This window comes from Moritella yayanosii (assembly GCF_900465055.1).
Taxonomy (GTDB): Bacteria; Pseudomonadota; Gammaproteobacteria; order Enterobacterales; family Moritellaceae; genus Moritella; species Moritella yayanosii.
In genome coordinates this window covers 1,861,166-1,877,937 of record NZ_LS483250.1, presented here as the reverse complement: position 1 = coordinate 1,877,937, position 16,772 = coordinate 1,861,166, and the positions used below count along the sequence as shown (strand labels likewise).

Annotated in this window: 17 protein-coding genes and 1 pseudogene; 16 read left to right on the top strand and 2 right to left on the bottom strand. The window is 41.4% G+C overall.

Annotated features, from left to right (window positions below):
* Nucleotides 1–41: 41 nt before the first annotated feature.
* The 7 genes from MORIYA_RS08555 to MORIYA_RS08530 all read left to right on the top strand — a co-directional run bounded on the left by MORIYA_RS08555 (nucleotide 42) and on the right by MORIYA_RS08530 (nucleotide 6,675).
* Nucleotides 42–947 carry a LysR substrate-binding domain-containing protein gene (locus MORIYA_RS08555; protein ID WP_112714367.1) on the top strand — a complete coding sequence of 302 codons (906 nt, stop codon included), beginning with the start codon at nucleotides 42–44 and terminating at the stop codon, nucleotides 945–947.
* A gap of 321 nt (nucleotides 948–1,268) precedes the next feature.
* Nucleotides 1,269–1,847, top strand: a complete 579-nt coding sequence (locus tag MORIYA_RS08550) for a VOC family protein (protein ID WP_112714365.1) — start codon at nucleotides 1,269–1,271, stop codon at nucleotides 1,845–1,847.
* Between the two features lie 103 nt (nucleotides 1,848–1,950).
* On the top strand, nucleotides 1,951–3,864 hold the full coding sequence (locus MORIYA_RS08545; RefSeq protein WP_232011566.1) for an ABC transporter ATP-binding protein: 1,914 nt from the start codon (nucleotides 1,951–1,953) through the stop codon (nucleotides 3,862–3,864).
* 46 nt (nucleotides 3,865–3,910) lie between these two features.
* Nucleotides 3,911–4,333 carry a peptide-methionine (R)-S-oxide reductase MsrB gene (gene msrB / locus MORIYA_RS08540; protein WP_174216969.1) on the top strand — a complete coding sequence of 141 codons (423 nt, stop codon included), beginning with the start codon at nucleotides 3,911–3,913 and terminating at the stop codon, nucleotides 4,331–4,333.
* A gap of 12 nt (nucleotides 4,334–4,345) precedes the next feature.
* Entirely contained in the window at nucleotides 4,346–5,851 is a 1,506-nt protein-coding gene (locus tag MORIYA_RS08535) for a protein adenylyltransferase SelO (protein ID WP_112718515.1), read from the top strand.
* Between the two features lie 168 nt (nucleotides 5,852–6,019).
* Nucleotides 6,020–6,139 (top strand): HAMP domain-containing protein, encoded by a 120-nt coding sequence (locus MORIYA_RS21785; RefSeq protein ID WP_162629306.1) that lies wholly within the window; start codon nucleotides 6,020–6,022, stop codon nucleotides 6,137–6,139.
* 251 nt (nucleotides 6,140–6,390) lie between these two features.
* A complete protein-coding gene (locus MORIYA_RS08530) occupies nucleotides 6,391–6,675 on the top strand; it encodes a hypothetical protein (protein ID WP_112714363.1) in 285 nt (94 codons plus the stop codon).
* A 160-nt stretch (nucleotides 6,676–6,835) separates the two neighbouring features.
* Here the strand turns inward: MORIYA_RS08530 and MORIYA_RS08525 are convergent, their stop codons facing one another.
* On the bottom strand, nucleotides 6,836–7,186 hold the full coding sequence (locus MORIYA_RS08525) for a phasin family protein (protein WP_112714361.1): 351 nt from the start codon (nucleotides 7,184–7,186) through the stop codon (nucleotides 6,836–6,838).
* Between the two features lie 363 nt (nucleotides 7,187–7,549).
* Here MORIYA_RS08525 and MORIYA_RS08520 point away from each other — a divergent pair, with 363 nt between their 5' ends.
* From MORIYA_RS08520 to MORIYA_RS08485, 9 genes and pseudogenes are all read left to right on the top strand, one after another.
* On the top strand, nucleotides 7,550–7,882 hold the full coding sequence (locus tag MORIYA_RS08520; RefSeq protein ID WP_112714359.1) for a hypothetical protein: 333 nt from the start codon (nucleotides 7,550–7,552) through the stop codon (nucleotides 7,880–7,882).
* Nucleotides 7,883–8,172: 290 nt separating this feature from the next.
* Nucleotides 8,173–8,406 carry a hypothetical protein gene (locus MORIYA_RS21015; RefSeq protein WP_162629254.1) on the top strand — a complete coding sequence of 78 codons (234 nt, stop codon included), beginning with the start codon at nucleotides 8,173–8,175 and terminating at the stop codon, nucleotides 8,404–8,406.
* Nucleotides 8,384–8,647 carry a zinc ribbon domain-containing protein gene (locus MORIYA_RS21010; RefSeq protein ID WP_162629228.1) on the top strand — a complete coding sequence of 88 codons (264 nt, stop codon included), beginning with the start codon at nucleotides 8,384–8,386 and terminating at the stop codon, nucleotides 8,645–8,647. The genes MORIYA_RS21015 and MORIYA_RS21010 overlap by 23 nt, the downstream gene beginning before the upstream one ends.
* Nucleotides 8,648–8,952: 305 nt before the next feature.
* Nucleotides 8,953–9,852 carry a Fe(3+) dicitrate ABC transporter substrate-binding protein gene (locus MORIYA_RS08510; RefSeq protein WP_112714357.1) on the top strand — a complete coding sequence of 300 codons (900 nt, stop codon included), beginning with the start codon at nucleotides 8,953–8,955 and terminating at the stop codon, nucleotides 9,850–9,852.
* Between the two features lie 2 nt (nucleotides 9,853–9,854).
* Entirely contained in the window at nucleotides 9,855–10,859 is a 1,005-nt protein-coding gene (locus MORIYA_RS08505; RefSeq protein ID WP_232011565.1) for a FecCD family ABC transporter permease, read from the top strand.
* On the top strand, nucleotides 10,860–11,834 hold the full coding sequence (locus tag MORIYA_RS08500) for a FecCD family ABC transporter permease (protein ID WP_112714353.1): 975 nt from the start codon (nucleotides 10,860–10,862) through the stop codon (nucleotides 11,832–11,834). It begins immediately after the preceding gene.
* 1 nt (nucleotide 11,835) lies between these two features.
* A complete protein-coding gene (fecE, locus tag MORIYA_RS08495; RefSeq protein WP_112714351.1) occupies nucleotides 11,836–12,600 on the top strand; it encodes a Fe(3+) dicitrate ABC transporter ATP-binding protein FecE in 765 nt (254 codons plus the stop codon).
* 106 nt (nucleotides 12,601–12,706) lie between these two features.
* The gene (locus tag MORIYA_RS08490; protein ID WP_112714349.1) at nucleotides 12,707–13,354 is read left to right on the top strand and encodes a GntR family transcriptional regulator; all 648 of its coding nucleotides are present in this window, start codon (nucleotides 12,707–12,709) and stop codon (nucleotides 13,352–13,354) included.
* Between the two features lie 215 nt (nucleotides 13,355–13,569).
* Nucleotides 13,570–15,342: pseudogene (locus MORIYA_RS08485) on the top strand (TonB-dependent receptor family protein); the annotation flags it as partial.
* Nucleotides 15,343–15,406: 64 nt separating this feature from the next.
* Here MORIYA_RS08485 and MORIYA_RS08480 read toward each other — a convergent pair.
* Entirely contained in the window at nucleotides 15,407–16,771 is a 1,365-nt protein-coding gene (locus MORIYA_RS08480; protein ID WP_112714347.1) for a TrkH family potassium uptake protein, read from the bottom strand.
* Between the last annotated feature and the right edge of the window lies 1 nt (nucleotide 16,772).

Genomic DNA, 16,772 nt, shown 5'->3' with positions numbered 1-16,772 from the left:
GATACAATGAGTGTATTTAAACCATTGAAATTTGAGGTTTTATGCGTTATTCATTAAAACAATTAGCTGTTTTTGATGCTGTGGCGACAACCGGAAGTGTAAGCCAAGCTGCCGAAATGTTATCGTTGACACAGTCAGCAACGAGTATGTCTTTGGCGCAGTTAGAAAAAATGTTAGGTCGGATGTTGTTTGATAGACACGGCAAAAAAATGTCACTAACTCATTGGGGCATATGGCTTCGGCCTAAGGCTAAGCGGCTTATACATGATGCTAAACAAATTGAATTAGGCTTCTATGATCAGCACTTAATTAGTGGCGAAATATCATTAGGAGCAAGTCAAACGGGGGCTGAGCACTTGGTTCCAAATATCATCAGTAATATTGATGCTGACTTTCCGGAAATTCGAATTTCTCTAGGTGTGAAAAATACCACCGGGATCATTGATGGTGTTCTCGATTATAAATATGACTTGGGTATTATCGAAGGCCGCTGTGATGATTCACGTATTCATCAGGAAGAATTATGTCGAGACCACCTCATTATTGTCGCTGCGGCACATCATCCTTATGCGCGCCATGACAAGGTCAGTTTAGCGCAGCTAGCGCAGGCCCGTTGGGTGTTGCGCGAGAGTGGTGCTGGTACACGGACTATTTTTGACAGTGCTATTTATGGCAAGATCGCCGACCTAGATGTTTGGCGTGAATATGAGCATGTGCCTGTATTACGAACCTTAGTGACTCAAGGCCAATATCTGAGTTGTCTACCTTATTTAGATGTGGTGAAGTATATTGAGCGTGGTGAATTGGTGGCATTGAATGTACCTGAGCTAAACATGGAACGGACATTATCGTTTATTTGGCGTGCCTCAATGGAGCAAAACCCGATTATAGACTGTATTAAGAAAGAGGGGATTCGTATGGTCAAGAGTCAAAATGTTGTAAGATAGTTGTCATCGCTTTGTATTAATGTAAAAAAACTTATATCTTGCATCAATAATATTGATGCAAGAATTAAATAGTATAAAAATTTATTATTTGGCTTATTATTGATGAGGAAGTTATTAATTCAGTGTTAAATTTTGTAGGTGTAGTGGTATTTACTGGTGTTGTTAACTTACGTTAATGAATGTAAATATTATTGATTTTTATCTTAAATTTTAAATTGTTACAATATTTATGACAGGGGATTTTTAGTTGGGATTCTGAGATAGAAAGATAAAAATGCGGCTTGTGGTATCATTACCCGATAACTCACTGAAGGAATTACCATGCAATATCAAGATCTAATACAACAGTGGCCAGTATTCTCTAAAGAGATTTTAGCGTTTGCACATAAGCTTGGTTTATTCGGTCAATCAGACTCAACAAATGAGCTATTATGGTGTGATCATGTCGCATTGCGCGTTAATGATATTGCCACCGCAGAGTCATTACTGGCGGCATTTAAACAACGTGGCAAGGTCATTTCAGACAGTATTATTAACGGTCGACCGATATATATAATAGTATTAGATGAGCCGTTTACGTTAGGTGATTGGCAAATCGATTGTGTGGAACTGCCGTTTCCTGCCAAGCACTATTCCCAACAAGGCTGGGAACACATTGAATTAGTGCTGCCTGGTAACGCGACGAGTATGGTTGAATTAGAACAGGCATTACGCTTGGCTAATCCTAATATCGATACTTTACTCATAAATGACAGCAGTATTAAAGTGAAGCGTTCTTCACCGCAAGCGGCAGGTGAGCAACTGGCTAATCCAACCATTGCGTTTAAGCAAGGTAATATCTGCATTAAAGTACACAGTGCTGGTATCAAAGCTGTTATTGCGAGTGAATCGGCGCACTAACTCTCTTATCGTTATGCTTATACTTAGGTAAGTAAATTGTGTATTATATCGTAAATGATAATCAATCGTAACAACCTAGGGCAGACGTGGTCTTATAAAAATTATGACAGAACAAAGCGCTAAAACAAGCAATACCGAAGCAAACCGTACCGAAGAAAATAGTATCGAAACAAAGAGTACCGAAGCAAGTCGTTCTGAAACCAATACTCCCCAACAATCTCAAACTACCACCGGCACGCGCATTACTTGGCAACTGATCCGTCAACGTGTATTACGCCAAAAGAAACCATTAATTACCGCGCATATTATCGCGGTTTTTGCTACCTTAGTCAGTGTGCCTATTCCGCTGATGATGCCTTTGTTGGTGGATGAAGTCTTGCTCGAAAAGCCGGGTGCTGCAGTACAGGCAATGCAAAACATGTTCCCTGAATCATGGTGGGGACCGCAACTGTATATTTTGGCGATCCTTGGCTTTGTGGTGCTGTTACGCTTGTCTAGCTTAGTCTTGTCGGTATGGCAAGCAAGACAATTTACCATCATAGGTAAGAACTTAAGCTTTTTCATTCGTAATAAATTAATGCTGCATTTACCGTTGGTATCATTAACCGAATATGAAACACAGGGCTCGGGCGGGATCAGTTCTCGCTGTATTACCGACGTTGAAACCATCGATAAGTTCTTAGCGGAAACCTTGTCAAAACTCCTGGTCAGTATGCTCACTATTATCGGTACGGCTGCGATTTTGTTATGGATTGATTGGCAGTTAGGTTTGATTATCTTATTGCTGAACCCGGCGGTTATCTATTTTTCTCGTTCGTTTGGTAAGCGGATTAAAAACTTAAAAACCCGTGAAAATGCCGCCTTTGAAGCATTTCAAGAAGCCTTGATTGATACTTTAGATGCGATCCAGCAGTTACGTACCGCGCAACGTGAAAAGCAATACTTCAGTCGTGTAATTGAAGCCGCGAGTGAGTTACGTGATAGCGCGATCCAATCACAATGGAAAACCGATGCCGTTAACCGTTTAAGTTTCACTATCTTCTTAATTGGTTTTGAAGTGTTCCGTGCCATTGCCATGTTGATGGTGGTATTTGCGGATCTCACTATCGGTCAGATCTTCGCGGTATTTGGTTACCTGTGGTTTATGATGGGACCAGTACAAGAATTATTAAGTATTCAATATACCTACTTCGCAGCCTCGGCGGCATTGAAACGATTAAACGGTGTGTTTGAGTTAACCCAAGAACCACAACATCCGTGTTTGGTTGATCCGTTTGCAAATCAAGAAGGCGTTGCGGTTGAATTCAAAGATGTGTGTTTTGCTTACAATAGTGAAAACAAAGTCATTCGTCATGTAAACTTAGTGATCCCAAAAGGTAAGAAAGTCGCGATTGTGGCGGTTAGCGGCGGTGGCAAATCGACCTTGGTGCAATTGCTATTGGGTTTATATGAGAAACAGCAAGGCGAGATCTTAATTAACGATGTGCCGCTAAACCAGATTGGTTATGATAAAGTACGTGAAAATATTGCCACGGTCTTACAGCAACCTATCTTGTTTAATACTTCGATCCGTGAAAATTTATCTATGGGTAATAGTTTTACCGATGATGAATTATGGCAAGCACTGCAAGTCGCCGAAATGGCAGAAACAATTAAACAACTGGGCCATGGCCTAGATACCTTAGTCGGACGTAATGGTGTGCGTCTTTCTGGTGGTCAACGCCAGCGTTTAGCAATTGCGAGAATGGTATTAAGTAAACCAAAAATGGTGGTATTTGATGAAGCAACATCGGCGTTAGATACCGAAACAGAAAGTCGGTTACACCATAATTTGAGTGAGTTTTTAGCAGACAGAACGACATTAATTATTGCCCATAGACTCAGTGCAATCAAACAAGCTGACTTGATCTATGTGCTCGAGGATGGTGAAATTAGCCAGTCAGGACAGCATCATGAATTATTACAGGTTGAAGGGCTTTATCAAACATTGTACGGCCGCTTACAATCTACTCATTAATGGTGAGGATAACAAGAGTATGAATAAAGAGATCAAGAACACTGAGATGAAGAACATAGGTAAAAACAGTATTACGGTGACGAAAACAGATGCCGAATGGCAAGCAGAATTAACCGATGAAGAGTTTCACGTGTGTCGTAAAAAAGGCACTGAGCATCCTTACACGGGAACGCTGTTAAACAATGAGACAGTGGGCGTATATCACTGTAAATGCTGTGGTAGTGAGTTATTTACCAGTGACAGCAAGTTTAATTCCGGTTGCGGTTGGCCGAGCTTTGATAAAGAGATCAAATCAGGCGCGGTGGTGTATACCGAAGATAACAGTTTAGCCATGCAACGTATTGAAGTGACGTGCAGCAACTGTGACTCGCATTTAGGACATGTATTCCCGGATGGTCCTACAGAGACCGGTCAACGTTTTTGTATCAACTCGATATCGATGGGATTTAGCAACGGACAAAAGAGATAATTCGTGATCATCATGAATAAACCAGACTCTAGTAATTATAAACTAGCAGGTATCGATTCACTTAAGTGTGATAATCACTATGCGACCTTGCCCGCGCATTTTTATAACAAACAAATGCCTGATGGCATCAGCGACCCGAAAATGGTCAGCCTAAATCCGCAAGTATTGGCCTTGTTAGGCTTGGATAATGCTGACGCTGATAGCGATGCGTTATTGCAACTATGCTCTGGTAACTATCTACCAAGTGGGTTCGAACCACTGGCAATGAAGTATACCGGTCATCAGTTTGGTCACTACAACCCTGATCTCGGTGACGGTCGTGGTTTATTATTAGCGCAGGTAAAAGGCTGTGATGACGCAGTTAACACGACTTGGGATCTACATTTAAAAGGTGCAGGCAAAACGCCTTATAGCCGTCAAGGTGATGGTCGCGCGGTATTACGTTCAAGCATTCGTGAGTATTTATGCAGTGCGGCAATGCAAGGCCTCGGTATTCCAACAACGCAAGCATTAAGCGTGGTTGTCGGTAGTGATGCTGTGATGCGTGAGCAAGTTGAACAAGCAGCCATGGTGGTGCGTGTTGCTGAATCGCATGTGCGTTTTGGCCACTTCGAACACTTTTATTATACGCAGCAGTTAGACGATTTGAAGCTGATGCTAGATTATACCCTAACCAAGCATTTCCCGGATGCCTTAACCGCAGATGTACCTTACTTAGCTTTTTATAAGCAAGTGATGACCACAACTGCAGAGCTAATGGCACATTGGCAAGCAGTTGGTTTTGTTCACGGAGTGATGAATACCGATAACATGTCGATCTTAGGGCAAACCTTTGATTATGGTCCGTTTGCGTTTCAGGATAACTTCGATCCTGCTTATGTTTGTAACCACACCGATTATTCGGGTCGTTATGCCTTTAATCAGCAACCGCAAGTGGGTTACTGGAACTTAATGGCGTTAGGTCGTGCGTTGACGCCGTTCATGGATGTCGAGTCGTTAAATGCAGTACTGCAAACCTATGATGATATCTTCTTAGCGAAATTTCGTGAGTTGATGCGCGGTAAACTCGGTTTACAACAAGTGCACGATACGGATGGTGAGTTGATTAAAAACTTGCTGGAAATATTGGCAGGTAGTGCGGTGGACTATACTTACTTCTTCCGTTCATTAAGTGATTTTGATAGCGCAGAGGATGCTGATAATAGCCCAATACGCGATCAGTTTATCGACCGAGAAGCATTTGATGCCTGGGTGGTTAAATATCAGCAACGTTTGGTCTTAGAATCGAGCGTAGATGAGGTGCGTAAAGTACGCATGAATCAAGTTAACCCTAAGTATATTTTACGCAATTACTTAGCGCAGCAAGCGATCACGCAAGCAACAGATTATGACTATAGCCTGGTGAATGAGTTACTTGAAGTATTAACCAATCCATTTGCCGAACACCCTGAGTTTGAAAAGTTCGCTGCATTACCGCCAGAGTGGGGACGCAAGATGGTACTGAGCTGTTCGTCTTAGTTACTCTAAATGAATACTGCCGGGCGTTATTATTACCCATACAACTTTCGTTTTAATTATGAAATGAAAGAAAAGAGCCCTACATTGTTAGGTGGCCGTCACAACTAATCCTTTGTTTATGTTCTTATTGATTAAAAAATCACTCAATCCACTGCTTAAAGTGACGACATCTTAAAAGAGATCGCGGCCGGAGGCGGTGATCTTACGCATCGTCTTGATGCAAGTAATGAAGATGAAATTGGTGAACTGAGCCAAGCCAATCAAAATCACATGAAAACAGTAACATAATCAAAGAACAACAAACCGCGGTAACAGGCGAGATATCTGAAAATGTGAACAACATTAATAATGTATCCGATATTTTATCCGAAAACGCGGTTGATGCGAATGAGCAGTCTAATGTGCTTAATACCGAAGCCACTAAACTTTACGATAGCGTAGCGATATATACGGTTTAATTGCTGAAATATAATTAAGATAATAACCAGATATCTTGTATTATATACTCTCAGGTTTTATGACCACTAGGATTCAGATAAATGAATGTAGATAAAGCAAAAAAACGTATCGAAAAGCTAGCCAAAAGAGGCTTCAAAGGCTACCCAGTTGTATCATTCGAGTACTTTGGTGCAACGGCTGACATCGCGACAGAGGTTGTGGTGACATTTACGTCAGAAGAAGGCGCAGCGCCACAAGCGCAAAAGTTTGCAAGTAAAACTGACGCCCGCGAAGATGAAACGATCCAATCAGTGCTGGTTAAAACAATAGAACGTACTGATGCGAGTACTGTGGCTGTCGTTGAAGGTGTATCGATTATTAAATAACGTTTTGAGTCAGAGTTAATATGTCATTCTGTAGGGGACATGTCTCTACAGATGGTTTATTAACCAGTTGTGTTTGTGCTTATTATGTCTAGATATTCAAAATAGCCTTTAAACGAAAAATGGCGAGCTTTGGCTCACCATGTCGATTAACGTGAAACAATTACTTTTTAAGATCAGCAATTGCTTTGGTTAATTCATCAACTTTTGCGTTTAATGCGTCAACTTTAGTGCCGTCAACACCTGAAATTTTAGTGAACACTTGGTTTACACGTGTTTCTAAAACTTCAGTAGAGATTTTTTTATCAGACAATTTTGCTTTAGCTGATTCTTCAATCTTAGTGCCTTTAGCAACAAGTTCTTCGAATAATATTGAAGATTTGTCTGAAACTTTGTTCGCTTCATCAATGCTCTTTCCGTATGCACCAAGGCCTGCTAACCAAATGTTTTTAGCAATTTCGTCTTTGCTACTCCAAAGTTTCTTCGCTGTATCAACTACGTTTAATTGTGTCATGGTTTTTATCCTTTCAGGGTGCGTTTCGATTTGTTGAAGCTAGAATAGGGTTTTAAATTAGAAAATGCATACAAATTGTGGATTTAGTTTTGTTGAATAATTAGAATTATTTTTCTGTTTAACTGTGTTTAACTGTGTTTCACTTATTTGCGGTTATACGCGTAAAATAGTGCCTAACATGGGGTTTAATTTTATTTCTCAGCATTATTGGTGCTAGTTTTAACTATTGTTGGCGAGTTACTTATTAAACAACTATCTTATTATTTATAATCATTTAAACCGTTATAATGAAAAATAGTAATAAACAGCATCGTTTTTTTCCTAGGCGATTATAATTTTACTAAATTATTTGGGGTGCTAGCAATGGAATTTGAAATTTTAGTAAACGATGGTTTAGCGCTTGTTTCTCGTGTTAAGCAAGAAATTCGTTTTATTCGTTCATGCAACTATACGCAAGCAAGTCTTGATATCTTACATACAGCTTCTTTTAATTTAGATTCTGTTGAAGATTTGTTGAATTATGCGAATGAACTGGCCTTAAAAAATAATGATGTCGCTGGAGAGAAGGTGTTGATTGCCAGTGATGCAATTAAAAAAGTTCAATCAATGTTATCACGTCAGTTTGATGCCGAACTCGATTGCGAAAGCCAGCCTTGGTTTGAAAATGTGGCTGCAAATATCGGTATTTGTGCGTAATTTGAATGATAAAGCCAGTGTGAAAATATAGATACGTAAAAAGCCAGCGTCTTACTGTCGCTGGCTTTTTACGTATCTATAACCAAGTTACTTCAAGATTCTCACCTAGAAACAATGTTCATTTATCATCTTTGACGTAAAACCCCGACTTTTTGTGGCTGAAAGACGTATCAAGCGTGCCTTTGCAACAGGCGCTAAAACACCTTAACAAAGGTTTTCAGTCCTTTTTTAAGTCAGGGTTTGGTTACCCTAAATTTAAATCAAAGCATCATTATCAATCAGCCAGTTACATGAGTAACGGGTTCAAATGGGATGCAGATAAACAATCATTATTACTCGCTAAAATGAAGCAACCGCTTAAAATAAAGTGGTCGCGCTACTTCACTGGAAAACCCAGTTCACTTACCGTATCCAAGACTAAATCAGGTAAGTATTTTGTTTCAATACTAGTGAAAGAAGCGATAAAACAGCTGCCGATTGTTAATAAAACGGTCGGTGTCGATGTTGGCAAAGCATCTCCATGATGCTAATTTCGGTGAAATAGCAAGACAGTTAGAATATAAGGCTGATTGGTACGGGCGTAAATTATCAGCTATTAGCCAGTGGTTTCCTTCGTCTAAAATGTGCAGCGAGTGTGGAGCGTTATACGCTGGGCAGTGGTCATTAGCGATCAGGACGTGGACTTGCGCATGCGGCGCTGTTCACGATAGAGATCATAATGCTGCTATCAATATCCATAAAGAGGGATTAAGACTAGCAGCTTAAATAATTTGTGGCGGTAGGTAGTACCGACACGTTAAATGCTTGTAAGAGGTTTTAGAAGACTAACGCAATTTAATATTGCAATGCCTAAACCGTAGACGACAAGAATCCCCTTGCTTCAGCTAGGGGAACTTCAATGGTGATCGTATTATGCCGTTCGGTTAATCCAAAATCATCTCAGATGCCATAAAATACTGGGTAATTGTAGCTAGCCAAAATGTAGTTCTATATGATGAAATAGCACAACAGTTAATGACAATGATTGCGATAACCATTATCATTGCGATTATTTTCATCGAGAGTATGGAATGTCCACAACACCTACCTTTATTTTTAAACTATTTATCATAATCCAACTGCTATTAGGTATGCATTCAGTTCAAGCTGCTACGGTAGAGCATGATGCTGGTACCTTAACCTTGACAAAAACACCAACTCGTATCGTGGTATTAGCCTTTTCATTTGCTGATGCTCTTGCCGTTGCTGGAGTATCCCCTATTGGTATTGCTGATGATGGTGATAAAAATAGAGTGATAAAAAATGTGCGAGATCGTATTGCTGATTGGCAATCGGTAGGTTCTCGTTATCAGCCTAGTATCGAAGCGATCGCCGCATTGAAGCCGGATCTGATTATTGCTGATACCGGTCGTCACCAGTCTATTTATGCAGACCTAACACGCATTGCACCCACCTTATTATTAAAGAATCGTGGCATTAATTACCAAGAAAACCTCGACGTTATGAAGAAAATTGCAAAGGCGGTAGATAAAAGTGAGCGGGTCGTCAATCGCTTAGCTGAGCACAAAGCTATCATGCAGCACTTAAAACAACAAATGAAAACGGCGGCAACATTTCAATTTGCCGTTGTTACTGACAAAGGGATGTGGTTGCATAGTCCCGCCTCCTATGCTGGAAGCGTTATTGCGGAACTAGGTTTAAGCAGCCCGCTGTCTGCAGATATTGATAATGCTTATTTACAAACGAGTTTTGAACAATTACTAAAGACCAATCCGGATTGGTTATTTGTCGGGAAATACACTCAAAATACGGTACTGGATAAATGGCAGAAAAGTCCATTATGGAAGCTGTTATCTGTGGCTAAGTCTAAGCAGCTAATTGAAGTCTCACCGTCGCTTTGGTCATTGGCTTCGGGCATGCTCGCTGCCGAGCAGATGGCAATCGAACTCGCCAGTTATGCGAAACGATGAGTATGTACTTAGATACTAAACGAATGAGTTATTTGAAAGCGTTGGCATTATGTTCTGTGCTGTTGATTGGTTTTATTATTTCGTTATATAGCCAATCCGAGTTTTTGTTACAGGTGGGGGATATATGGCGACTTATTAGTGCACCTGATGATAATGATATTAATCAACAGATTATTTTTGCATTGCGTTTACCACGTAGTTTAGTCGCCTGTATGATTGGTTTAAACCTCGGTATTGCTGGCGCATTGATGCAAGGGCTGACACGTAATCCTCTCGCCTCACCGACCTTATTTGCGATTAATTCTGGCGCGGCTTGTTTGATGGCATTAAACAGTATCGGTTTCGCTGTTCTTACGCATATCCCGAGTGAAGTTGCTACTTTTTGCGGCGCATTAATGGGGGGATTATTGGTTTTCTTGTTAGGTGGAGGATTACAGCATAATGCCAATCCATTACGACTTGTACTTGCTGGTATTGCGATTAATGGCTTATTGACATCCCTTACGCGTGCCGCGCTGATCATTGCTGATGATATGGCTTATAGCATGCTGCATTGGTTATCCGGATCACTGAGTGAAGTCGATTGGCAGAGCTGGTCACAGCTGTGGCCGGTTAGCTTATGCGCATGTTTGTTAGCGTTGTCAACGTGCAGGGGACTTAATCTAACCGCATTAGGAGAGCAAACTGCGAGTAGCTTAGGGATCAATACCAGCTGGCTTAAAATACGAGTGTGTTTGACGGTATTATTATTTACCTCTATTTCGGTGACGCTTACTGGACCAATTGTGTTTGTTGGCTTGATTGCCCCACATATTTCCCGAGCGTTATTTAGTCATAACTATTTTGTGCTGGTGCCCACCAGTGGGCTGATTGGCGGGGCACTGGTGTGCTGGGCGGATCTACTTTCTCGGGGCATCGTGCCACCGGCAGAAACCCCGGTTGGTATTGTGACAGCGCTGATTGGGACACCTTTCTTTATCTATCTAGTGCTAAGAGGTAAGTCGTAGATGAACCGTTATCAACAATTATTATTTGGTGGCGTGGCGCTACTGCTGACGTTAGCGGGTATGAGTTTAATTTTTGGTGCGCAAACGTTGTCGATCAATACGGTATTACAGACGTTATGGCAAGGTGGAGAGCAGGATTTCATCATCAATCATTATCGTCTGCCTCGAATTTTAATTGCTATTTTGGTGGGCATTGGCTTAGCGGTTTCAGGCGTATTAACGCAAGGGATTATCCGTAATCCATTAGCGTCACCAGATCTGATGGGGGTCAGTGGTGGAGCAGGGTTGGCGGCTTGTTCCGTATTGTTGATTTGGCCTAATATCGGCAGTGCTTGGTTGCCTGTCGTCGCATTGCTCGGCGGATTTAGTGCAGCGTTGATAATTTGGTTATTGAGTCGCTGGCAACAACCGAGTCCAGCACGTTTAGCGCTGGTTGGTATTGCGATGAGCGCTTTTTTATCCAGCTGTATCAATTTTCTGCTAGTGATACACCCTATTGAAGTAAACAGTGCCATGATCTGGCTGACCGGGAGTTTGTGGGGACGTAGCTGGAGTTACATTTGGCCACTGTTACCTTGGTTACTAACTCTAGTACCGTTTTCATTTTACTTAGCTTGGCGTTTAGATTTATTTGCATTAGGTGAAGACACGGCTGAAGCATTGGGGGTGGATACTCAACGTCTACAGGTGATGGCTTTGCTTTCTGCGGTAGCACTCGCGAGTGTGAGTGTGGCGGTGTGTGGCACTATTGGTTTTGTTGGTTTGTTGGCACCGCATTTGGCTCGGTTATTGGTTGGGTCTAGACATAAGCTCGTGTTACCCATTGCGGCTTTAGTGGGTGCTTTATTAGTGCTTAGTGCTGATACGTTAGCACGTAATCTCGCGCCTCCATTAGAGTTGCCGGCGGGGGTGCTGACGGCTATTTTAGGTGCGCCGTATTTCATTTTTTTGCTACATCGATATAAAGGTTGGTAATGTGTTAACTATTGAAAATTTAACTATCGGTTATGCTGGTAAAATGATTTTAAACGAGCTGAATATCACGATTGCGAAAGGTAAAATTACCGCGTTGATTGGTCCTAATGGATGCGGTAAATCGACGTTACTTAAAACGATTGCCGGTAGTTTAAAACCGGCGAAAGGTAAGGTGAGTCTGGCTGGGCAAGATTTAAGTAAATTAAGCCATAAAAGCAGAGCAAAACTGCTGTCAATATTACCGCAATCGCCGATCACCCCTGAAGGGATCAGTGTTCGACAACTGGTGAGTTGTGGACGTAATCCTTATCTTTCACACTGGGGCGGATTAAGCCAACAAGATCGAGATGCAGTACAAGCCGCGCTTGTCGATACGGGGTTATGCGATCTAGCAGATCGCTCTGTGGATAGTCTATCTGGTGGACAGCGTCAGCGGGTGTGGATCGCGATGGTGTTAGCACAAGATACAGATTATATTTTGCTCGATGAGCCGACCACGTATCTTGATTTGACTTACCAAATAGAATTAATGGAAATGATGCGAAAGATGAATCGGCAGGGAAAAACCTTGGTGGTGGTATTACATGATCTTAACCAAGCTTGTCGCTATTGCGATCATCTGGTAGTGATGAAAAAGGGGAAGATCATTGTTCAGGATGAGCCACATAAGATATTTACCAGCAAATTATTAAAAGACGTGTTCGCGTTAAATGCGATGATAATTACCGATCCTATTGCCAACAAGCCGATGTGTATCCCACTATAACAGTAATGTTTAGTCTGTTACTTGCTTTTGGCGCCAATTTAACAGTTGTGATAAATTTTTCTTTTAGTTAGTATTTTGCCTATCAACTACTGAGATAGAGATACATGTGACAAAAAAAACCATATCCGAGCAGCGTATCGCTGAATTGGCCGATTTTTTACAGGACAAAATTCACAGTGATGAAATTGAAACCTGTGGATTTTTACGTCAGAATGAGCTGGAGAAGATGCTGGATGCGAATCGATTTACGATACGTCAGGTTCTCACTGAGTTAACTAATCGTAATGTGCTCGAGCATATTCCTTATCGAGGTCATAAGGTGCGGGTTCACAGTGCTGATGAGCGTGAACAGATCACGGAGACGCGTTTATTATTGGAGCAGGGTGCTGCAGGTCAGGTCATGATGCAAATTGATGAAGCTGGTTTAGCACAACTACATGAACACGCTGTTATCTTTGCTAAGACGGTTGAATCGGGGGACTTACAGGCGCAGATAAGGGCTAATTATACTTTCCATAGTTTTTATTATAGCTATTGCCACAATGTATTTTTGTGTGATCTTATTAATGAATTAAGAGAGAAAGGTATTCGGGTTAGTCGTAATGCCTGGCGTAGTTCTCATGTTTCTGCACAATCTCGAGATGAACATTTTGCTATAGTTGAAGCGTTAAAAAATAAAGATCTATTAGGTTTACAGAATTTAATTTATCAACATCTTAATGCCTGGAAAAAAGACACGAATACAGTATTGTAAATCGTTCCAGTATTTACTTTATAAGTAAGCAGGCTATCTAAGTCTGCCCCACCGTTGTTATATATTTTTATATTTATCCGACTAAACCCCGATGCTAATTCACATCTTAACGCCGCCTAATAAATAAAATTACAATAGTAATGAAAATTATTATCATTTAGCTTTACAGATTGGCGCCAATCTAGTAAATTTGTCTCCGTTGATTTTTACTTGATGGTATACCGATGACATTAGCGCCTTATGGTCATACTGGACAATCGTTATTCCCTGCATCTTTGCAGATGATTGACAGAATTGATGTTGTGCGTGGTGGTGCAGCTGTGCAGTACGGACCAAATAATGTTGGTGGTGTTATCAACCTGATATCAAAACCAATCCCTGAACAATGGCAAACGAGCATTAATGAACGTATCACTTTTAGCGGTGACAATAATAATCTTTATGATACTTATATCAGTACAGGTGGTGCGGTGACGGATAATTTCTCATTACGTTTTAGTGCTAATATTTTAACCGGTGAATCATTCCGCGAGCATTCAGATACAGACGTACAGAATTGGATGTTGCAAACCGCTTGGTATATTAATGATAGCGATACGTTAGAAACAACCGTGCAATATTATAATGCTGAAACAGAACTACCGGGTGCGCTAAACACCCAAGCCTATGAAGACGATCGTAATCAGTCATTACGCCCTAATGATGAATTCGCGGCGGATACTACACGGGTGTCGATTAAATATAACCATGTATTAAGTGACTTAAGTATCATTGATTATGGTGTGGTAGATGTGATTGCTTTTGGTAATCTAAGTAAGCGTAATTTTCAGTGGGATTTTTATAACAGTAGTAAAGATACCGATGGTGATTTAGGTAACCATTGGGGCGACACCACGCAAGATCCAACTGATTTGCGTACGTCTCCGCGAGAGTTTAAAGTATATGGTCTTGAAACCAAAACGAACTTATATATCGACGGTAAAATAACTCAAGATTGGATTGCTGGTGTGCGTTATGTTAACGAAGATATTAGCTACAAGCTTAACCAAACAGATAATATTACGGGTATGACAACAACGCCACGTGACTGGCACATGGATACTCATGCCATGGCGTATTATGCGAGTAATAAACTTGGTTTTTTAAACGATAGTTTAACCTTTACACCGGGGGTACGTGTTGAAGACGTACGTATGACCTTTACTAATATCGGCAGTAATTATGAGCAAGATAACCACATTACCGAGTTCTTACCTAGCTTCACTGTTGGTTATGAATTCTCTGAACAGTGGTTCACCTATGCAAATGCACAAAAATCGCTCAGAACTCCACAGATCAGTCAATTATGGCCAAAAGGTCAAACCCTTGAATCGGAACTGTCATGGAATTATGAAGCGGGTATGCGCTTTACTCCAACAACAAGCAGCAACCTTAATCTGGCGCTTTACCGTATCGATTTTGAAAATAAAATTCAATACAGTAGACCTGTTAGCCAGTTTATCAATGTCGGTAAAACCCGCAATCAAGGTGTTGAATTTGAAGGTACATTCACACCAATGGTTTTACCTGAGTTAACACTGCGTGGCGCTTATAATTACTTGGATACTGAGCAGCTTGAAGGTGCATTTGCTGGTAATGAGCTACCTTATGCCTCTAAGCATCAAGTATCAGCCAGTGCTTTATACGATCTTAACGGGATAGATCTGGGGTTAATGGCTTATTACTATAGCAAGTCATTTTCAGACCTAGCGAATATAGTAAAAGAGAATGATTCTGGTACTGCAGGTCAATTGCCATCTTATACCGTCGTTAACTTAACGATGGCAACCGAGTTATATCGTCAAGGTAATAAAGCATTAACGCTTGGTTTTGCGATAAATAATTTATTTGATAATGAATATTACTTTAGAGGTTTAGATGTGTCACCTGCTGGTAGAGTAGCTGCACCGGGACGTTCTTATACACTTGATCTGGGGTATACGTTTTAATTACACATTAGATGATTGGCAATATGCTGGCGAGTCATCTCGCCAGTGTTCTGTATTTGTTATTCTAGCCGATCGCCAGTTTAGTTTCTGCGTAGCGCAGTTTTTTTGTTCTTGGGCTCGCGAGAAAGTAAGCTAGCGTTAATGGCCCCAAGCGTCCCATAAACATCATAAAAATGATAATAAACTCACCCGACTCGGAAAGATTGCCCGTTAAACCACGGGATAAGCCGACGGTACCCAGAGCGGAAACCGCTTCAAACACGATATCAATCATGGGCGCATTCTCACTGAGTAACAGTGCGAAAATGGCTAGCCAAGTGATCCCGATTGATATCATCGTCAACGCCAGCGCTTTACTCACCGTGTCTTTGGCTATTTCACGTTTAAATACGTAGATCGATTCATCACGCCGCAAATAACTATACGTAGCCAGAATCAGTAACATAAAAGTGACTACTTTAATCCCGCTGGCGGTACTCGACGAGCCTCCACCAATAAACATTAATCCCAACATTATGGCAGTGGTTGCATCTTCAAGTTGGTCAATCGCTAAGGTATTAAAGCCCGCCGTACGAGGGCTGACAGCCTGAAACCAAGATGCTAACCATTTTCCCTGTTCGCTGAGTGGCGCTAAGGTATTTGGGTTATTGTATTCAATTAGATAGATGGCAATAACGGCTACCGCATTGATGAATATTGTGCCTGTAATCATCATCCGGCTATAAACGGTCAAACGCGACCAGCGTCGGTTACGGCGTAGATCAGCCCAGACTGAAAATCCAAGACCGCCGATAATGAGTAGCCCTGTAATTGTCAGGTTAACAACAGGATCTGCGACATAAGGCATTAAGCTATCCGCACTCAAGGCAAAACCGGCATTGTTAAATGCGCTGATGGTATAGAAAAATCCATGGAATAAACTGGTTGTCCAACCCAATTCGCCACTCCAGTATACCGAGAGAATCACCATACCAATCAGTTCTACGAATAATGAAAAAGCCAATACTGACTTGGCTGTAGATGCCAATGTTGAGGTGTCGGTCTGGTTAAAGGCTTCTCTTGCCACTGTGCATTGCAAAAAACTAATTTTTCCACCCAGCGCAATCAGTGTGACAATCGCGAACGTCATTAACCCCAGACCACCGCATTGGATCAGTAGCGCAATAATGGTTTGACCAAATGGCGTGAATGCAGTTCCCGTATCGACCACCACGAGACCTGTGACGGTTACCGCCGATGTTGCAGTAAAAAAGCTTTGCAACCAAGAAATAGGCGCTAGCGTTGCCATCGGTAATTTCAGCAAGCAAGTTCCAAGTAGAATTAAAAGTGCAAAACTGCCACTTAAGATGAGCGGTGGTGCGCCAAGTAATTTATTACCGGCTTTGGGTTTTCGCTCAATGGGGGAGATTGAAGGATGCCACAATACCACG